We start from the raw sequence: 19,004 nt of genomic DNA on the forward strand, positions 1-19,004 counted from the left end.
AATGTTGTTTTTAGAAGGGTTAATGCAATATGGTTTTTTACAGAAAGCACTTATTACTTCTGTGACAGTTGGGATTGTATCGGGTGTTATTGGTAGTTTTATTATTTTACGGGGTATGTCGCTCATGGGAGATGCGATTTCTCATGCGGTGTTACCAGGCGTAGCGATTTCTTATATGATGGGGATGAACTTTTTTATTGGGGCAGCGACATTTGGTATAGCAGCAGCGCTTGGAATCGGTTTTGTTAATCAAAAAAGTCGGATAAAAAATGACACTGCGATTGGTATTGTATTTAGTGCATTTTTTGCTCTTGGGATTATCTTGATTTCGTTCGCGAAAAGTAGTACCGATTTGTATCATATCTTATTTGGAAATGTGCTTGCGGTGCGAAGTTCGGATATGTGGATGACAATCATTATCGCGATACTTGTTATTTCGCTCGTTACACTATTTTACAAAGAATTTTTAGTAAGCTCATTTGATCCAGTGATGGCAGAAGCATATGGTCTAAATGTAAAGTTTTTGCACTATTTCTTAATGCTTCTTTTAACGCTAGTGACGGTTTCGGCCTTACAAACAGTTGGAATTATCTTAGTTGTGGCAATGTTAATTACACCGGCTGCAACAGCGTATCTGCTTACGAATAAACTATCTAAAATGATTGTTTTAGCTTCCACGTTTGGAGCAGTGAGTGCGATTATCGGCCTTTATTTCAGTTATATTTTCAACTTAGCATCAGGTGCGGCAATGGTTTTAGTTGCGACAGTTATTTTCTTTATTGCCTTTTTATTCGCACCAAAACAAGGAATATTGTTTACTAAAAAGAGGGAGGTTATCGAATGAAAAAAATGATAGTTGTAGTGCTTTTCGCATTAGTAGTTGTGCTTGCGGGGTGTTCCAGCCAAAAAAGCGATTCAGAAAAAACGAGTGACAAATTAAATGTGGTTGCTACGTATTCAATTCTAGCGGACATTGTTAAAAATGTCGGTGGGGATAAAATTGAACTCCATAGCATTGTACCGGTTGGCGTTGACCCGCATGAATATGATCCTTTGCCAGACAATATTCAAAGTGCAGCAGATGCAGATTTAATTTTTTACAATGGCTTAAATTTAGAAACTGGGAATGGTTGGTTTGACCGAATGCTCGAAACCGCTGATAAATCAAGAGATGACAAAGAGCAAGTAATCGAGTTAAGTAAAGGGGTAAAATCAAAATATTTAACAGAAAAAGGAAAAACTTCTGAAACAGACCCACATGCTTGGTTAGATCTTCATAATGGTATTATTTATACTGAAAATGCACGAGACGCTCTTGTAAAAGCTGATCCAGATAATGCTGATTTTTATAAAGAAAACGCCAAAAAATATATCGACAAACTAGCTACACTGGATAAAGAAGCAAAACAAAAATTTGCGGATTTACCAGAAAATCAAAAAACATTAGTGACGAGCGAAGGAGCTTTTAAATATTTTGCAGCTCGCTATGGATTAAAAGCATCATACATTTGGGAGATTAACACAGAAAGCCAAGGCACACCAGAACAAATGAAACAAATTATTAGCATTGTTGAAAAAGAGCAAGTACCTAACTTATTTGTCGAAACAAGCGTGGATCCGCGTAGTATGGAGAGTGTATCTAAAGAAACAGGTGTACCTATTTTTGCTAAAATCTTTACCGATTCTACCGCCAAAAAAGGCGAAGTAGGCGACACCTATTTAGAAATGATGCGCTATAATCTTGATAAAATTCATGATGGTTTAGCTAAATAAAGAAGACGCAGAGATTAATTAGAAATCTCTGCGTTTTTTGCGTTTAAAGAAAGACTACGTTCTGTTTTACGAACCCGAATGGATAAAATAAACGCGGCGACAAACAAGCCAGTACTTAATCCTATCCAATAACCAAATGGACCAAGATTCGTAAATGATAAACCGTAGCCTACCGGAAGCCCAATCAACCAATAAGAAATAAAGGCGACAATCGAGGTGACCGTCACATCTTTATATCCTCTAAGTGCTCCGAGAACTGGCGACAAGACAGCGTCCGCAAATTGAAACAATATCGCATAAACTAAGAAATGCATGATTAAATTGCTCAAAGCGGCATCATTCGTATAGAAACCAGCAATAATATCACGGAAGAAAAACAGTAGCGCTCCATTAATACAGCCAATTAGAATCGCAGCTGTCATACCAATATGACGATATTGTTTGGCATCTTTTAAGCGTTTGGCGCCCGTTTCGTAACCACCAAGAATTGTTAGCGTGGAGGCGACACTAAGCGGGAAAGCATAAAGCAGTGTACAAACACTGTTGGCTGATTGATGAGCTGCAATCGTCTCCGTTCCAAAAGCGCCCATTAAAATTGTTACCGCTGAGAAAATACTCGTTTCAAATAAAATTGTTAAACCATTTGGCACACCAATTCCGATAATTTCTTTTATTTTAGAAAAATGTAGCGCCGTAAGTCCTTTAAAAATACCAAATTTGCGTAATCTAGTTTGTGTTTGAATCAAAATAACACTAACCAAAACAACGAGCCAGTATGTAATCCCTGTCGCATAACCACTACCAGCGCCGCCCATTTCTGGAAAGCCAAAGTTTCCAAAAATAAAACAGTAATTTAAAAAGATATTAAATGGTACGGTACAAAGGGTAATGAGCATCGTCACCCTGGTTAAACCAAGCGAATCAATAAAAGAACGCAAAATCGCTGAAATAAAGAAAGCGGGAATTCCGATACAAATGCCATTTAAGAAGTGGCGAGCGATATGTGCAACTTCTGCGGTGACAGGCATGTGCGTTAAAATAGTTGGAACGACTAAAAAATTAATAAGAATTAAAATAAAAGCTAAAAATAAGGCGATATATAGGCCATTGTGAACCGTGTTTTTCACTTGTTTTTCTTTTTTTGCACCGATTAATTGAGCAATAATAGGCGTGATGGCCATAAGTAAACCAGAAAAAGCGGCATTCACAGGAGCCCAAAAGGAGCTACCAATGGCTACACCCGCAAGCGCTTGATTCGAATAATTTCCACTCATCGTCGTATCAAAAAAAGTCATCGAGAAAAGTGTGAGTTGTGTAATGACAATTGGTGTGAAAATCGTTAAAAATTGTTTCCATTTTGCCCCATAAGTGACTGTTTGTTGCAAGTAATCATCTCCTTTTTGCATCCATTCAGATTATAGCATAAATAAGGTGTTCTGGCGGTGTAACAAAAAACTTTTCCTTTCGTATATCTACTATCTTTGTTATAATAAAGTTCTGTGGCAGGGGCAATACTCTGCGGGTTGGGAGAGGGACAATTTCATAATGAGGAAAAAGTATGCAGAAATTTTTCAACAAAGTATTTCGGCTGAACGAGCATAAAACCAATATCCGGACCGAATTTTTGGCTGGTATGATTGGCTTTTTTACGGTGGCATATATTATTGTCGTCAATAGCTCGATTTTAGCGGAAGCTGGAGTTCCTTATCAAGGAGCAGTCCTTGCGACGATTTTTATTTCGGCGTTAGGTTGTTTGATTATGGGATTTTGGGCAAATGCACCACTTATTCTAATGCCAGGAATGGGGATTAATGCGCTGTTTGCATATACCCTTGTTCAGGGGATGGGACTGAGTTGGCAGGTTGCACTCGCTGCTGTTACGATGAGTGGCATATTATTTATGATTCTTGCATTTACACCCCTTGCAGGAAAACTAAATAAAGCTATCCCGCTTATTTTAAAGCAAGCAATTACGGTTGGGTTAGGTATATTCTTAATCTTTCTAGGGCTTGAAAAAGGCGGAATCGTAACAAGTGGGAAACATGCCATTATTGCAGTTGGAGATTTAAGCGATCCATTCGTCTTAGCAACGCTAGTTACACTTTTACTAACAATGATTTTAGTTATCCGAAAAATTCCAGGCACTTTTTTATGGAGTTTAATTATTGGAACACTCGTTGGAGTAATGTTTGGTGTAACCGGGAAAGCTGATGGCGCTTCGATTAGTGTTGCGCCGTGGAGTGATGTTCTCTTTAAAGCCGATTTTTCTGGAATGGCGAGCGTTAGTTTTTGGAGTGCCGTCTTTACGATGACAATGGTCATTGTGTTTGAAACGGTTGGTCTTACAAATGGTCAAGTAAGACAATTAAAACAAACCGAAAAATTACCACGGGTTTTAAAAGCGAGTTCCCTAACTGCCTTTTTATCTGGCTTATTTGGTACAAGCCCAACCATCTCTGCGCTTGAGAGTGGCTCGATGTTTGCGAGTGGAGCAAAAACCGGTCTAGCAACAATTACGACAGGTCTTTTCTTCATCGCGTCTCTTTTTTTAATGCCGGTATTATCTTTTATTCCGAACAGTGCGATTGCGCCCATTTTAGTTGTAATTGGGATGTCGATGCTGCAAGAATTTAAAGAAATGGATTTATCCAATCCGGCAGAAACTTTTTCAGCACTACTGATTATTGTGTTAATCCCACTGACGTATAGTATTGCAGACGGAATTGCGGCTGGTTTTATCGCGTATCCAATTCTTCGTGCTTTTACGAAGAACGAAGAACGTACTTCACCAGTCATGTATGTGATTGCAGCTTTATTTTTGCTCCAATTTATCATACAATAACAAAGAAGCAATGCGCTCTTCTTATTTTTAAAGGGGAGCGCGTACTTTTTATCTAACTGATGTGAAAAGAGGGTTCGAAAAATGTATTATTATCTAATCACCCTAGCCGTGATTGCGCTAGACCAATTGACTAAATGGATTGTTGTTCAAAATATGGAAATTGGACAGAAAATAGAAGTTATTCCTGGGTTTTTATACTGGACAAGCTATCGTAATGACGGAGCAGCTTGGAGTATTTTAGAAGGGCATATGTGGTTTTTCTATCTTATTACTGTAATTGTTATTGGAATTATAATTTATATTATGCAAAAATATGCCAAAGGAAAGCGACTATTTTCTATTAGTTTAGCGTTTATTCTAGGTGGTGCGATTGGTAATTTTATCGACCGAGTCCTGCATCAAGAAGTAGTAGATTTTGTACAAACAGTATGGGGAAATTATTACTTCCCTATCTTTAATGTGGCAGATGCCTCGCTTTCAGTTGGTGTCGTACTAATGCTCGTGTATGTTTTTGTAGACGACCGCAAAACGAAAGGAATTAAATAATGCAGAATGAAACATTGATTATAAAAGAAAGTCACGCGCGAGAACGTGTGGATAAAGTTATCGCTGAAATGATGGGGAAAAGTCGTTCAGCGATACAACTTATGCTGAAAAATGGTGATATTACAGTTAACGGAGAACTTGCGAAGCCGAATTACAAAGTACAAGTTGGCGACGAAATTCATTATGAAGCTCGTGAACCTGAAGAACTGGAAATTTTAGCCGAAGATATTCCACTTGAGATTTATTTTGAAGACAAAGATATGCTTGTTGTAAATAAACCTGAAGGAATGGTCGTTCATCCATCAGCTGGTCATGCGAGTGGAACGCTTGTAAATGCTTTGCTGTTTCATTGTGACGATTTGTCTGGTATAAATGGTAAAATTCGTCCAGGGATTGTTCACCGAATTGATAAAGATACATCGGGATTACTTATGGTTGCTAAAAACGACCATGCCCATGAATCACTAGCCAAACAATTAAAAGATAAAACTTCAGATAGAGAATATATCGCACTTGTCCATGGTGATATTGTCCACCAAAAAGGAACAATCGAAGCGCCAATTGGTCGAGCAAAAGAAGATCGTCAAAAAATGGCTGTTGTTCGTGATGGCAAGGAAGCGCGGACACATTTTGAAGTAATAGAACGTTTACCTGGTTATACACTTATTAACTGTAAGCTTGATACTGGGCGCACACACCAAATACGTGTTCACCTTAAATATATTGGTCATCCACTAGCTGGTGATCCAAAATATGGACCGAAAAATACAATCAAAGGTAATGGACAATTCCTTCATGCTGCTAAACTAGGATTTGATCATCCGAGGACAAATGAACGAATGACCTTTGAAGCACCGTTACCAGACTCCTTTGAGCAAGCACTAAAATCGTTACGACAAGAAAACTAAAAAAGAAGCAAGAATGCCTATTTAGGGGCATTTCTTGCTTCTTTTTCTTTCATAAGTGATTTGGTTGCTTGACGCAAAGTGGCAAAAGTTTTTATTCCTTTTTGCTCCGTTAAATTAACTTGTATCATTACCTTAGCTGTTTGCGGCTGCATTCCAGTAATGATTGGTGTCACTCCGACAAGTTTTAGAGAGGAGAAAAAATGCTCGATATATTCTCCAATATTAGCAGAATCAAATTGTGCGCCAGATAAGTCAATAATCAAATAGTTTACGGGTTGTTCGCAAGCTTCAAAAAGTGCTGTTTCAGTAATTTGTTTTGCTCGATCATCAGTAATTTTTCCAATAAGTGGCAAAAGAAATACTTTTTCAGCAAGCCAAATTAATTTTGTAGAATTTTTGATGATTTGATTTTCTTTTTGTTGCACTAACAGCTCTGTAGCAAGTGTATATCCTTCGATTAAATTTTGTGTGAAACTACTAAATACTTGATGCAGTTTAATACTAAAAAGATATAAATCGCGATAGTTACTATAATCTGCGTGTATCTCCGAGGCATAATCTAGTAAAAATTCTTCTAGCAAACGAATATGGAATAAAATTCGTGAAATTCCAAGTGACGTAATAAATTGTGCCTTCCCTAAATCACGTGCGAATGTATTCATTTTTGTAAGGTCTTCTGTCATACCTATAAATAAATTTTCCAAGATAAGTCCAGTTTCATCCATTAGACGGTGGTCATCTTTTAATGTGAGAACATAAGGGTCATCTACAGATATATAATACGTGAGCCAGCCTTTTACTACGATTTCTTTCTGTTGTAATAAACTATCCATAATACTCATTCTCTTCACCTCTCAAGTACATGTCTTTTAGCTATTAAAGCATAGCATAAAGCATAAAAAAAGAGGACTAATTTCTAAAAGGAGCCAATTATTTTAAAGCGTTTTATGTATAAAATGTGAAAACTTAAAAAAAACCGCAAAAAAAGAATCATCTTCTTGGTGATTCTTCTTTTTCCTACTATAAAGATATCCTTTTTTAGTTTTTGTTTGCTTGGAACTTAAATCAATGAGTGCAAAGGGGCTTCGTTTGATTTCTGGATTTAAACGACCTTCGCGCACTAGTTTTTGACGTTTCTTTTTCGCTTTAGATGTAGCCATAATTTTGGCCTCCTTTATGTTATTATAAATAGTATAACATGTTTTATATTTTTTTGATTGACAGGGAGAGTTCTTTCAGGTAATATGAATCTAATGAAATAAAGTCCTTTAACATAGTCCAGAGAGACTAAGAAGGTGACGACAATTTGACGGGTTATTTGTATACTCGTACGCGTTCCCTTGCTTACACTGGCAGAGGGTTATTTTTTTGCACAAAAGGAGAGATTTCGGATGCAAAAACAAGTAGTTGTCATGGACGAGGCGGCAATCAAACGTGCGCTTACCCGGGTTAGTTACGAAATCATCGAACGAAATAAAGGGACAAAGAATTTAGCACTAGTCGGAATTAAGACTCGTGGTATCTATCTTGCTGAGCGTTTGCATAAGCGGATACTTGAAATTGAAGGTATTGACGTGCCAGTCGGGGATATTGACATTACGCTTTATCGCGATGACTTATCTTTCAAAGATGATAAAACGCGCGAACCCGCAGTACATGGGACGAACATTCCATTTGATATTAATGGAAAAAAAGTCGTTCTTGTAGATGATGTGCTCTACACTGGTCGAACTGTGCGTGCCGCAATGGACGCATTAATGGATGTAGGTAGACCAGCACATATTCACCTTGCAGTACTTGCTGACCGTGGCCATAGAGAGCTACCAATCAGAGCAGACTATGTAGGGAAAAATATTCCGACATCAGGAAACGAACGAGTAGAAGTTCGCTTGACCGATGTGGATCATGCAGAAGATGCGGTCATCATTAACAAAAATGAATAATAATGTAACACTTTTTTAAAAGCAGTCCTGTGAGGCTGACAAAGAGTGATTAATTTCTATAGGGGATTATTCTATACTCTTTGTCGACCAAGGCAAGGGGTATTTTTTATGAAGAAAGAGGGAAGAAAATGACAGAAACGACAGAAACAGTAACAAAACCAGTACTAGATATACACGAAAAACCAAGCTTCAATAAATGGATTATTCTTAGCATCCAGCACCTTTTCACCATGTTTGGCTCTACTATCTTTGTGCCAAGTGTGACAGGGTTAAGTCCGGGAGTGGCGCTTGTATCTAGCGGGCTCGGAACACTTGCTTATCTAGGAATTACTCGCGGAAAAATACCCGCATATCTAGGTTCTTCCTTTACCTTTATTGCACCAATTACAGCATTACTTGCCGCAAAATCTGGCGGAGGGCCGGGCGCAGTTATGGTCGGAACTTTCTCAGTCGGAGTTGTGTATGCGATTGTTTCTTTGATTGTTTACTACGCAGGTGTTAACTGGATTCAAAAGGTGTTACCACCAATTGTTGTTGGGCCGGTCATTATGGTTATCGGTTTGTCGCTCGCTCCAAGTGCAGCGGCGATGGCAATGGGGACGAACAATGGTAACTATGATTTGAAAACGTTAGGAGTTGCATTTGTCACGCTACTTGCAACCATCATCGCCATGATGTTTTTCAAAGGATTTATGGGCTTGATTCCGATTTTGTTCGGCTTCATAGTAGGCTATTTAACAAGTATGGCGCTTGGTATGGTAGATTACACGCTAATCAAAAATGCTTCGTTTTTCCAAGTACCAGATTTCAGCATTCCATTTGTAAATATCGACCCAGTAATTACAATTACAGTCGTTCTAAGTATGGCGCCGCTTGCGTTTGTTACGATGGCAGAACACATGGGACATCAATTACTATTAAATCGAATTACGAATAAAAACTTCTTTAAGGACCCAGGACTTCATCGTTCCTTGCTTGCAGATGGTACAGCTTCGATTATTGCATCTTTAATCGGGGGACCACCTGTAACAACATACGGTGAAAACATTGGTGTTCTTGCAATTACAAAAGTATACAGCGTGTTTGTTATCGGAGGAGCGGCAGTTTTTGCTATCCTCTTCGGATTTATCGGCTACATTAATGCAGTTATCACCTCGGTTCCAACGGCAGTTCTAGGCGGCATTTCCCTGTTACTCTTCGGGGTTATTGCAACAAGCGGGCTTCGAATGATGATTGAAAACAAAATTGATCTAAGTGTTAATCGTAATATGATTATTGCATCTGTTGTACTAGTAGTAGGAATTGGCGGCTTATTCATTAAAGCTGGAACGTTCGAACTATCTGGTATGGCACTAGCAGCAGTCATTGGAATTATCTTAAACTTAGTCTTACCAGCCGAGCATAGATCAGCATAACACACGACAAAAACCTCTGCAGACAAAATTTCACAGAGGTTTTTGTATAAAATGAATGAGAAAAGGTGGCGCTTTGAATGAAAAATTTGTTGTCTATGGAAGCATTAACTGTCCATGAAATCGAGCATTTATTAGAGCAGGCGGCACAGTTTAAGCACGGAAAAAAAGCAACATTGAAAGAACAAGCTTTTGCAGTAAATATGTTTTTTGAACCAAGTACTAGAACACATACGAGCTTTGAAGTAGCGGAGAAAAAGTTAGGAGTGGAGGTTGTCTCCTTTGACGCAGCAACTTCTAGCATGACAAAAGGAGAAACGCTTTATGACACACTGTTAACCATGGAAGCTGTCGGAGTAAATGTAGCAGTTATCAGGCATTCTGAAGAAAACTACTATGCTGGGCTTGATAAATTAAATATTGCTATCGTAAACGGTGGAGACGGATGCGGAGAACATCCGAGTCAATCACTACTAGACTTATTCACGATAAAAGAACAATTTGGAACATTTCAAGATTTGAAAGTAGCAATTGCAGGTGATATAAGGCACAGCAGAGTAGCAAACTCAAATATGAAAGTATTAAAAAGACTTGGGGCGAAGTTGTTTTTCTCTGGGCCGAGAGAATGGTTTGATGAAAGCTACTTAGAATATGGCACGTACCTACCCGTCGATGAGCTTGTTGAAAAAGTTGATGTGATGATGCTTCTGCGTGTACAACATGAGCGACACAGTGGAACAGAACAATTTACAAAAGCAAGTTATCACGAAAAATTTGGACTTACAGTTGAGCGGGCAGCGAAATTAAAACAAGATGCAATCATCATGCACCCAAGTCCAGTGAACCGCGACGTTGAAATTGCTGATAGCTTAGTTGAAAGCGAAAAATCACGCATTGTTACGCAAATGACAAATGGCGTTTTTATAAGAATGGCAATTTTGGAATCTATTTTAAAAGAACAGGAAATGAGGGCGAAATTATGTACGTATTAAAAAATGGTCAAGTGCTAAATGAATCAGGCGAACTAGAGAAGAGAGATGTACTTATTCAAAACGGCAAAGTTAATTTGATTACCGATTCCATTGAAGTAACAAGTGGCGAAGAATTTGACGCTACAGGTAAGCTAATCGCACCAGGTTTTATCGATGTTCACGTACATCTTCGCGAACCAGGCGGAGAACATAAGGAAACCATTTTGACAGGAACAAAAGCGGCGGCACGCGGTGGTTATACGACAATTTGTTCGATGCCGAATACAAAGCCTGTTCCAGATTCCAAAAAAGTAATGGAAAGTATACAAGCAAAAATCAAAGAAACAGCAGAAGTTCGAGTGTTACCATACGCATCCATTACAACGAGTCTTGGAACGGACGAGCTAGTAGATTTTGAAGCTTTAAAAGAAGCTGGAGCATTTGCTTTTACAGACGATGGCGTAGGGGTACAGCTAGCCGGAACGATGTACGAGGCAATGAAACGAGCAGCAGCACTAGATATGGCAATCGTTGCTCACTGTGAAGACAACTCGCTAATTTACGGCGGAGTGGTCCATGATGGAATTTTTGCTGAAAGAGAAGGACTGAAAGGTATTCCAAATATTGCTGAATCAGTCCAAATCGCACGGGACGTCTTACTAGCAGAAGCAGCAGGCTGTCACTATCATGTCTGTCATATTTCAACAAAAGAATCTGTTCGTGTTGTGCGAGATGCGAAACGGGCAGGAATTCGTGTCACTGCCGAAGTTTCCCCACATCACTTAATTTTAGACGAAGAAGCTATTCCTGGAAATGATGGTAATTGGAAAATGAACCCACCACTTCGTAGCAAAGAAGATCGTGCGGCACTTTTAGCGGGATTACTTGACGGAACAATTGACTTTATCGCAACAGACCATGCCCCACACGCTGCAGAAGAGAAAAATGTACCAATGGAACAAGCAGCATTCGGAATTGTAGGATTAGAAACAGCTTTCCCACTTTTATACACACATTTTGTTAAAACGAATGAATGGACATTGAAACAGCTAATTGACTGGATGACTGTAAAACCGGCAGAATGTTTTAAACTACCATACGGAAAACTAGAAGAAGGCGCAGTAGCAGATATTGTCGTACTTGATTTAGAAAAAGAATCAACTATTGATCCAGACACTTTTTATTCAAAAGGAAAAAACACACCATTTGTAGGAGAAACGTGTATCGGCTGGCCGGTAGCAACGTTTGCAGAAGGAACGCTTGTATACAATGAGGGGGAAATTAAATGACAAAGCGAATTTTAATGCTAGAAGATGGTAATTACTTTATCGGTGATGCGATTGGTAGTGAAAAAGAAACAATCGGTGAAGTTGTTTTTAATACGGGAATGACTGGCTACCAAGAAACAATCACAGACCCTTCCTATTATGGACAAATTATCACTTTTACGTATCCACTTGTTGGAAATTACGGGGTGAATCGTGACGATTTTGAATCCATTAATCCTGCTGTTAAAGGAGTTGTGGTACGTGAGGCTGCAGAATTCCCTTCTAACTGGCGTAACCAAATGACATTAAATGATTTTTTGAAAGAAAAAGGTATTCCAGGAATTGCAGGAATTGATACACGTAAATTAACCAAATTAATTCGTAAAGAAGGAACGCTTAAAGGAATACTGTCAGTAGCATCAGCAGATAAAGAAGAATTATTACATCACCTTCGTTCTGTGCGCCTTCCTGTTGATCAAGTACACGAAGTTTCCTCAGCTAAAGCATTTGCAAGCCCAGGAGATGGTAAACGAGTAGTGCTTGTTGATTACGGTGTAAAAAGTTCGATTTTGCGAGAATTAAATAAGCGTAATTGCTATGTGACGGTTGTTCCTTACAATACAACAGCTGAAGAAATTTTGGCGATGCACCCAGATGGTGTGATGTTATCCAATGGACCAGGGGATCCAAAAGATGTTCCAGAAGCATTAGAAATGATTCGCGGCATTCAAGGTAAACTACCATTATTTGGAATTTGCTTAGGACATCAACTATTTGCGCTAGCGAACGGAGCGGATACGTTCAAACTAAAATTTGGTCATCGAGGTGCGAATCATCCAGTAAAAGAACTAGCAACTGGCCGTGTGGACTTTACTGCGCAAAATCACGGTTATGCGGTAGAAAAGGAATCACTTATCGGCACGGATTTAAAAGTAACGCATATTGAATTAAATGATGAAACAGTTGAAGGTCTTGCACATAAGGAATACCAAGCGTATACCGTACAATATCATCCAGAAGCAAACCCAGGTCCAAGTGATGTTAACTACCTATTTGACGAGTTTATGGAAATGATGAATGTGAAAGAGGAGGGTGAATTACATGCCTAAACGTGACGATATAAAAACAATTCTTGTAATCGGCTCTGGCCCGATTGTTATTGGACAAGCAGCGGAGTTTGACTATGCGGGAACTCAAGCTTGCTTAAGCTTAAAAGAAGAAGGTTATCGGGTAGTATTAGTGAACTCGAATCCAGCGACGATTATGACAGACGCAGAAATGGCTGACAAAGTATATATTGAGCCAATTACACTTGATTTTGTATCGCGCATCATTCGTAAAGAACGTCCTGACGCAATTTTACCTACGCTTGGAGGACAAACAGGGTTAAACATGGCAATGGAACTTTCAGCTGCAGGAATTTTGGATGAATGTAATGTGGAAGTACTTGGAACCGATTTAACAGCGATAAAAAAAGCAGAAGACCGGGAAGCTTTCCGTGATTTGATGAATGAACTTGGGGAACCAGTACCAGAAAGCGATATTATCCACAATTTAGACGAAGCATATACTTTTGTAGAACGAATTGGCTACCCGGTTATTGTTCGCCCGGCTTATACGTTAGGTGGTTCTGGCGGCGGGATATGCCATAATGAACAAGAATTAATTGAAACAGTAACAAGTGGTTTAAAGTTAAGTCCAGTAACACAATGCTTGCTAGAAAAAAGTATAGCTGGTTTTAAAGAAGTAGAGTATGAAGTGATGCGTGATGCGAACAATAACGCAATGGTTGTTTGTAACATGGAAAATATTGACCCAGTTGGTATACATACAGGAGATTCGATTGTAGTGGCACCAAGTCAAACGCTTTCCGACCGCGAATATCAATTATTGCGCGATGTATCCTTAAAAATTATCCGTGCACTTGAAATTGAGGGAGGCTGTAACGTTCAACTGGCACTTGATCCAGATAGTTACAACTACTATGTTATCGAAGTAAACCCACGTGTGAGTCGTTCTTCTGCGCTAGCATCTAAAGCGACAGGGTACCCAATTGCAAAACTAGCAGCGAAAATTGCAGTTGGCTTAACGTTAGATGAAGTTAGAAATCCAGTAACAGGAACAACTTTTGCTCACTTTGAACCAACACTAGATTATGTGGTTGCGAAAATCCCACGCTTTGCTTTCGACAAATTTGAACAAGCGGATCGTCGTCTTGGAACGCAGATGAAAGCAACCGGAGAAGTCATGGCAATCGGTCGTTCTTGGGAAGAAGCTCTTTTAAAAGCTGTACGTTCGCTTGAAATTGGCGCGGACCATTTACTACTTGAAGAAGCCGAAAATGCTGACGAGGAAACATTAGAACGCAAAATTTGCTTCCCAGAAGATGATCGCTTATTCTTCTTAGCTGCAGCCTTGCGTCGTGGTCAAACAATCGAACAACTCCACGCGAAAACAAAAATAGATTTATTCTTCTTATATAAACTTAGTAAAACAATGGAACTTGAAAATCGTATCAAAGAGAACCCGCAAAACCAAGAGATTTTGGCAGAAGCAAAACGGGCTGGATTTTCTGATGCTTTCCTTGCGACTTGCTGGAATATAGACGAACAAGCCATTTACGACTTACGAAAAGCCCAAAATCTTTTCCCGGTTTACAAAATGGTCGACACATGTGCAGCTGAGTTTGAATCAACAACTCCATACTTTTACAGCACATATGAAGAGGAAAATGAGTCCACACGGTCTGAGAAAAAAAGCGTGATTGTACTTGGCTCTGGTCCGATTCGGATTGGTCAAGGAGTGGAATTTGATTATGCAACTGTGCATTCAGTGTGGGCAATTCAACAAGCAGGTTATGAAGCAATTATCATCAATAATAACCCAGAAACAGTTTCGACCGACTTTAGTATTTCGGACAAACTATATTTTGAGCCACTGACATTAGAAGATGTGATGCACGTCATTGAAATTGAGCAGCCACTAGGAGTTGTCGTACAATTTGGTGGGCAAACGGCTATTAACTTAGCAGACGGTTTAGCTAAGCGAGGGGTAAAAATTCTTGGCACAAGCTTAGAAGATACCGACCGTGCGGAAAATCGTGATGCCTTTGAAAAAGCGTTAGAAATTTTACAAATCCCACAACCAGCTGGGAAAACTGCTACTTCCGTGAAAGAAGCAATCAATGTAGCGACAGACATCGGTTATCCGGTTCTAGTTCGTCCATCTTATGTACTAGGTGGTCGAGCAATGGAAATTGTGGAATCAGAAGAAGCGTTAAAACATTATATGACAAACGCCGTTAAAGTAAATCCGAAACATCCAGTTTTAGTAGACCGTTATGTAAGCGGCCAAGAAGTAGAAGTGGATGCAATCAGTGACGGTGAAAACGTCTTAATTCCTGGAATTATGGAACACATCGAACGGGCAGGTGTCCATTCAGGGGACTCAATTGCTGTGTACCCAGCACAACGTTTAAGCATTCAAGTGAAAAATACAATTGTGGATTATACGACAAAGCTAGCAACTGGCTTAAATATTATCGGTATGCTGAACATTCAATATGTGGTGGACGGAGAAGAAGTTTTTGTTATCGAAGTGAATCCGCGTTCAAGCCGGACCGCGCCATTTTTGAGCAAAATTACGGAAATTCCAATGGCAAATGTGGCGACGAAAGTGATTTTAGGAGAAAACTTAATTGACCTTGGTTACACGCCAGGACTTGCTCCAGAAAAACAAGAAATTTTTGTCAAAGTGCCGGTGTTCTCTTTCGCGAAATTGCGTAGTGTTGATACGTCACTTGGGCCTGAAATGAAATCAACTGGTGAAGTCATGGGCAAAGATGTCACACTAGAAAAAGCACTCTACAAAGGTTTTGTTGCGAGCGGGACAACCATGCATGACTATGGAACAGTACTTTTAACCGTAGCTGACCGCGATAAAGAAGAGGCAGTAGAACTAGCTGCAAGATTCAATCGCATTGGCTTCACTATCATGGCAACAAAAGGAACTGCAAGTACACTAGAAGAAGCAGGAATTCCAGTTTCGCAAGTGAAAAAAATTGGTGAAAATCAAGAAACATTAATTGACTATATCCGCAATGGCCAAGTAACGCTCGTAGTGAATACCTTAACAACTGGTAAACGTCCCGAACGTGATGGCTTTCAAATTCGCCGCGAATCTGTTGAAAATGGCATTCCAGTTTGTACATCGCTTGATACCGCAGAAGCAATCTTGCGTGTACTAGAATCACGCTCTTTTGAACTCGAATCGATGAATGCCAGTGAAGTGAAACAACCAAAAGCACGAGTATAAATAGAAGAAACGGGGTGGAACCGTGTTACAGACGGAAATGAAAGTCATTCAGCAAACTGAAATTGCAGATAAAGTATACGAATTAATTTTAACAGGGGAATGTGTAGCCGATATGTCACCGGGACAGTTTTTAATGCTGAAACCGAGTCGTTCTGATTTATTAATGAGACGTCCGATAAGTATTTGTTCTTATGATAAAACGGCCAATACATGCATTCTGTTGTACCGAGTAGAAGGCGATGGGACAAGAGATTTCAGTAAACTTTCAGAAGGGGATACTATCGATGTGTTGGGTCCGCTTGGAAAAGGTTTCGATATTGACCGGACACCTTTACCAAAAACCGCTCTTTTAATCGGAGGCGGAATCGGTGTTCCTCCAATGTATCAACTCGGTAAAGAATTAGCTGGAAAAGGCGTTCAAGTCACGTTTGTAAACGGGTTCCAATCTGCGAAAGACAGTTTTTATGAAAAAGAAATGACAGCATATGGCACGGTTCATATTGCGACAGTGGACGGCTCGCTTGGAACACAGGGTTTCGTCACAGATATTACGAAAAATTTTCCGGAAGAAGCAGATGTTATTTACAGTTGCGGGCCAAAAGCAATGCTACAGGCAGTGAAAGCAAATTTTCCAGAAACGAAAACGTATCTTTCATTAGAAGAACGGATGGCTTGTGGGATTGGAGCTTGCTACGCTTGTGTCTGTCCAAAAGCAGATGATGTGAAAAAGCAATTTAAAGTTTGCGAAGATGGTCCAGTATTTCGTGCGGATGAGGTGAGTTTATGAATCGATTAGCTGTAGAAATTCCCGGATTATCGCTCAAAAATCCGATTATGCCCGCATCAGGATGTTTTGGTTTCGGGCAAGAATATAGCAAATACTATGATTTAAATGAACTTGGTGCGATTATGGCCAAAGCAGTGACACCAGAACCTAGACTTGGGAACCCCACTCCGCGAGTAGCAGAAACCGCGAGCGGGATGCTTAATGCAATCGGCTTACAAAATCCTGGTCTGGAACATGTGTTAGCGCATGAACTCCCATTTTTAGAACAATTTGAAACACCGATTATCGCTAATGTGGCGGGAGCGACGGAGGACGATTATGTCCAAGTCTGCTCCCGAATCGGGGAATCAAAAGCAGTGAAAGCAATCGAACTCAATATTTCCTGCCCAAATGTGAAGCACGGCGGTATCGCTTTTGGAACGGATCCGGAAGTAGCGCACCGTTTAACGAAAGCCGTGAAAAGTGTCGCAAGTGTTCCCGTTTATGTAAAACTATCCCCGAATGTAGCAGATATTGTTTCTATCGCGCAAGCAATTGAAACAGCTGGTGCGGATGGGCTCACGATGATAAATACCTTACTTGGCATGCGTATTGATTTAAAAACTAGAAAACCAGTTATCGCAAATGGAACAGGGGGGCTTTCTGGCCCAGCAATTAAACCTGTTGCTATTCGGATGATTCACCAAGTCCGCTCGGTAAGTAATATTCCTATCATTGGCATGGGCGGTGTGCAAACCGTAGATGACGTACTAGAATTCTTGATTGCCGGAGCAGATGCAGTCGCAGTAGGAACGATGAATTTTACCGACCCATTTATTTGTCCGAAATTAATTAGTGAACTACCAAAACGAATGGACGAACTCGGTATTTCTTCCCTACAAGATCTTAAAAAGGAGCGAACAAATCAATGAATAAACCTATTATCGCGCTTGATTTCCAGACTTACGAAGAAGTAGCGAGCTTTTTAGCCAAATTTTCTGGAGAAACACTATCCGTGAAAGTTGGCATGGAACTTTTTTATAGTAATGGTCCAATCATTGTCGAAAAAATAAAGCAACAAAATCATGAAATTTTCTTAGATTTAAAACTACATGATATCCCCAATACGGTCAAAAGTGCGATGATTGGCTTGGCAAAACTAGGCGTTGATATGGTTAATGTACACGCAGCTGGTGGGAAGAAAATGATGGAAGCTGCCCGGGAAGGTCTAGAAATAGGTTCGCAAAGTGGGAAACGCCCAAAAATTATCGCCGTAACACAATTGACAAGTACAAGTGAAACGGACATGCAAAGAGAGCAATTAATAAAAACGAGCCTGCTTCAATCCGTCATGCATTATAGCGATTTATCGAAACAAGCTGGGCTAGATGGTGTGGTTTGTTCTGCGCTAGAAGCAGAAGACATTAAACGACAAAATGGCACTGAATTTTTACGTGTAACACCAGGCATCCGACTGGCAAGTGACACAGTAGATGATCAAATTCGTGTCGTAACACCAGAAAAAGCGCGTTTGATTGGCTCGTCAAACATTGTCGTTGGTCGCTCTATCACACGCGCAGATGACCCGGTAGCAGCTTATAATCAAGTTTTAGAGGAGTGGAATGCATGAGCATCGAAAAACAAGTAGCTGAACAATTATTAGAAATTAAAGCTGTATTTTTAAAACCAAATGAGCCTTTCACTTGGGCATCTGGAATTAAATCTCCTATATACTGCGACAATCGCCTAACGCTAGGCTTTCCAAAAGTTCGCCAATTTATCGCCAAATCATTAGCCGAAAAAATTAAGCAAACATTTGGTGAGGTAGATGTTGTTGCTGGTACTGCGACTGCAGGAATTCCACATGCCGCATGGGTGAGCGATTTACTAGACTTACCAATGGTTTACGTGCGTTCCAAAGCAAAAGAACATGGTAAAGGGAACCAAATTGAAGGACCAATTGCTAAAGGTCAAAAAGTAGTGGTAATTGAAGATTTGATTTCGACTGGCGGAAGCTCATTAAAAGCAGTGGAAGCGCTGGAGGAAGCTGGAGCGGAAGTAGTTGGAATCGCGGCCATTTTTACATATGGACTCGCTAAAGGGAAACAATTGCTAAAAGAGTCTGGCACAAAACTTGTAACATTAACGAACTACGATGAGCTAATTGAAGTAGCTCTAAATGAAAATTACGTGACTGGTGAAGATATGGCGACACTGAAAGAATGGAAGAAAAATCCAGAAAACTGGGGTAAATAAAAAGA

General features: G+C 39.8%; 17 protein-coding genes and 1 pseudogene. 15 read left to right on the forward strand and 3 right to left on the reverse strand.

The features are described 5' to 3' along the window. Window position 1 precedes the first annotated feature (1 nt). Both HCB45_RS01410 and HCB45_RS01415 read left to right on the forward strand, forming a co-directional pair. A complete protein-coding gene (locus HCB45_RS01410) occupies window positions 2-844 on the forward strand; it encodes a metal ABC transporter permease (protein WP_185319062.1) in 843 nt (280 codons plus the stop codon). Further along, entirely contained in the window at window positions 841-1,773 is a 933-nt protein-coding gene (locus tag HCB45_RS01415; protein WP_185607891.1) for a metal ABC transporter substrate-binding protein, read from the forward strand. Before HCB45_RS01410 ends, HCB45_RS01415 begins: the two co-directional genes overlap by 4 nt. A 14-nt stretch (window positions 1,774-1,787) precedes the next feature. Here the strand turns inward: HCB45_RS01415 and HCB45_RS01420 are convergent, their stop codons facing one another. Continuing rightward, window positions 1,788-3,158, reverse strand: a complete 1,371-nt coding sequence (locus HCB45_RS01420; protein WP_185618415.1) for an MATE family efflux transporter — start codon at window positions 3,156-3,158, stop codon at window positions 1,788-1,790. Window positions 3,159-3,331: 173 nt separating this feature from the next. On the opposite strand from HCB45_RS01420, the gene HCB45_RS01425 reads away from it, so the two are divergent. The 3 genes from HCB45_RS01425 to HCB45_RS01435 all read left to right on the forward strand — a co-directional run bounded on the left by HCB45_RS01425 (window position 3,332) and on the right by HCB45_RS01435 (window position 6,069). Beyond that, a complete protein-coding gene (locus HCB45_RS01425; protein ID WP_185319059.1) occupies window positions 3,332-4,615 on the forward strand; it encodes an NCS2 family permease in 1,284 nt (427 codons plus the stop codon). Between the two features lie 81 nt (window positions 4,616-4,696). Next, entirely contained in the window at window positions 4,697-5,161 is a 465-nt protein-coding gene (lspA, locus tag HCB45_RS01430) for a signal peptidase II (RefSeq protein WP_149117455.1), read from the forward strand. Next, on the forward strand, window positions 5,161-6,069 hold the full coding sequence (locus tag HCB45_RS01435; RefSeq protein ID WP_185319058.1) for an RluA family pseudouridine synthase: 909 nt from the start codon (window positions 5,161-5,163) through the stop codon (window positions 6,067-6,069). Before lspA ends, HCB45_RS01435 begins: the two co-directional genes overlap by 1 nt. Before the next feature lie 17 nt (window positions 6,070-6,086). Here the strand turns inward: HCB45_RS01435 and HCB45_RS01440 are convergent, their stop codons facing one another. Both HCB45_RS01440 and brfA read right to left on the reverse strand, forming a co-directional pair. Beyond that, window positions 6,087-6,911 carry an STAS domain-containing protein gene (locus tag HCB45_RS01440; RefSeq protein ID WP_185319057.1) on the reverse strand — a complete coding sequence of 275 codons (825 nt, stop codon included), beginning with the start codon at window positions 6,909-6,911 and terminating at the stop codon, window positions 6,087-6,089. Window positions 6,912-7,004: 93 nt separating this feature from the next. Continuing rightward, the gene (gene brfA, locus HCB45_RS01445; RefSeq protein ID WP_003767465.1) at window positions 7,005-7,229 is read right to left on the reverse strand and encodes a ribosome rescue factor BrfA; all 225 of its coding nucleotides are present in this window, start codon (window positions 7,227-7,229) and stop codon (window positions 7,005-7,007) included. Between the two features lie 231 nt (window positions 7,230-7,460). On the opposite strand from brfA, the gene pyrR reads away from it, so the two are divergent. From pyrR to pyrE, 10 genes and pseudogenes are all read left to right on the forward strand, one after another. Beyond that, a complete protein-coding gene (gene pyrR / locus HCB45_RS01450; RefSeq protein WP_185618417.1) occupies window positions 7,461-8,012 on the forward strand; it encodes a bifunctional pyr operon transcriptional regulator/uracil phosphoribosyltransferase PyrR in 552 nt (183 codons plus the stop codon). 128 nt (window positions 8,013-8,140) lie between these two features. After that, window positions 8,141-9,427, forward strand: a complete 1,287-nt coding sequence (locus HCB45_RS01455) for a solute carrier family 23 protein (protein WP_185319056.1) — start codon at window positions 8,141-8,143, stop codon at window positions 9,425-9,427. A 77-nt stretch (window positions 9,428-9,504) separates the two neighbouring features. After that, window positions 9,505-10,416, forward strand: a complete 912-nt coding sequence (locus HCB45_RS01460) for an aspartate carbamoyltransferase catalytic subunit (RefSeq protein WP_185319055.1) — start codon at window positions 9,505-9,507, stop codon at window positions 10,414-10,416. Then, complete coding sequence (gene pyrC / locus HCB45_RS01465) at window positions 10,404-11,684, forward strand: dihydroorotase (RefSeq protein WP_185319054.1); 1,281 nt, start codon at window positions 10,404-10,406, stop codon at window positions 11,682-11,684. Before HCB45_RS01460 ends, pyrC begins: the two co-directional genes overlap by 13 nt. Then, window positions 11,681-12,772, forward strand: coding sequence for a carbamoyl phosphate synthase small subunit (locus HCB45_RS01470; RefSeq protein ID WP_185319053.1), 1,092 nt, complete (start codon window positions 11,681-11,683; stop codon window positions 12,770-12,772). The genes pyrC and HCB45_RS01470 overlap by 4 nt, the downstream gene beginning before the upstream one ends. After that, on the forward strand, window positions 12,765-15,977 hold the full coding sequence (carB, locus tag HCB45_RS01475) for a carbamoyl-phosphate synthase large subunit (protein ID WP_185618428.1): 3,213 nt from the start codon (window positions 12,765-12,767) through the stop codon (window positions 15,975-15,977). Before HCB45_RS01470 ends, carB begins: the two co-directional genes overlap by 8 nt. A 19-nt stretch (window positions 15,978-15,996) precedes the next feature. Further along, window positions 15,997-16,764 (forward strand): annotated as a pseudogene (locus HCB45_RS01480) (dihydroorotate dehydrogenase electron transfer subunit); the annotation flags it as partial. Further along, entirely contained in the window at window positions 16,761-17,675 is a 915-nt protein-coding gene (locus HCB45_RS01485) for a dihydroorotate dehydrogenase (RefSeq protein ID WP_185319050.1), read from the forward strand. The pseudogene HCB45_RS01480 and the gene HCB45_RS01485, both read left to right, overlap by 4 nt. Beyond that, window positions 17,672-18,373, forward strand: coding sequence for an orotidine-5'-phosphate decarboxylase (pyrF, locus tag HCB45_RS01490; protein WP_185607895.1), 702 nt, complete (start codon window positions 17,672-17,674; stop codon window positions 18,371-18,373). The genes HCB45_RS01485 and pyrF overlap by 4 nt, the downstream gene beginning before the upstream one ends. Beyond that, a complete protein-coding gene (pyrE, locus tag HCB45_RS01495; RefSeq protein ID WP_185319048.1) occupies window positions 18,370-18,999 on the forward strand; it encodes an orotate phosphoribosyltransferase in 630 nt (209 codons plus the stop codon). The genes pyrF and pyrE overlap by 4 nt, the downstream gene beginning before the upstream one ends. The last annotated feature ends 5 nt before the right edge of the window (window positions 19,000-19,004 follow it).

Source organism: Listeria farberi (genome assembly GCF_014229245.1).
Taxonomy (GTDB): Bacteria; Bacillota; Bacilli; order Lactobacillales; family Listeriaceae; genus Listeria; species Listeria farberi.

Coding starts and splice junctions, on each gene's coding strand:
- HCB45_RS01435 (WP_185319058.1), top strand. CDS start 5,161: ATGCAGAATGAAACATTGATTATAAAAGAAAGTCACGCGCGAGAACGT.
- pyrE (WP_185319048.1), top strand. CDS start 18,370: ATGAGCATCGAAAAACAAGTAGCTGAACAATTATTAGAAATTAAAGCT.
- pyrR (WP_185618417.1), top strand. CDS start 7,461: ATGCAAAAACAAGTAGTTGTCATGGACGAGGCGGCAATCAAACGTGCG.
- pyrF (WP_185607895.1), top strand. CDS start 17,672: ATGAATAAACCTATTATCGCGCTTGATTTCCAGACTTACGAAGAAGTA.
- HCB45_RS01460 (WP_185319055.1), top strand. CDS start 9,505: ATGAAAAATTTGTTGTCTATGGAAGCATTAACTGTCCATGAAATCGAG.
- carB (WP_185618428.1), top strand. CDS start 12,765: ATGCCTAAACGTGACGATATAAAAACAATTCTTGTAATCGGCTCTGGC.
- HCB45_RS01415 (WP_185607891.1), top strand. CDS start 841: ATGAAAAAAATGATAGTTGTAGTGCTTTTCGCATTAGTAGTTGTGCTT.
- HCB45_RS01425 (WP_185319059.1), top strand. CDS start 3,332: ATGCAGAAATTTTTCAACAAAGTATTTCGGCTGAACGAGCATAAAACC.
- HCB45_RS01485 (WP_185319050.1), top strand. CDS start 16,761: ATGAATCGATTAGCTGTAGAAATTCCCGGATTATCGCTCAAAAATCCG.
- HCB45_RS01455 (WP_185319056.1), top strand. CDS start 8,141: ATGACAGAAACGACAGAAACAGTAACAAAACCAGTACTAGATATACAC.
- brfA (WP_003767465.1), bottom strand. CDS start 7,229: ATGGCTACATCTAAAGCGAAAAAGAAACGTCAAAAACTAGTGCGCGAA.
- HCB45_RS01410 (WP_185319062.1), top strand. CDS start 2: ATGTTGTTTTTAGAAGGGTTAATGCAATATGGTTTTTTACAGAAAGCA.
- HCB45_RS01470 (WP_185319053.1), top strand. CDS start 11,681: ATGACAAAGCGAATTTTAATGCTAGAAGATGGTAATTACTTTATCGGT.
- pyrC (WP_185319054.1), top strand. CDS start 10,404: ATGTACGTATTAAAAAATGGTCAAGTGCTAAATGAATCAGGCGAACTA.
- HCB45_RS01440 (WP_185319057.1), bottom strand. CDS start 6,911: ATGAGTATTATGGATAGTTTATTACAACAGAAAGAAATCGTAGTAAAA.
- lspA (WP_149117455.1), top strand. CDS start 4,697: ATGTATTATTATCTAATCACCCTAGCCGTGATTGCGCTAGACCAATTG.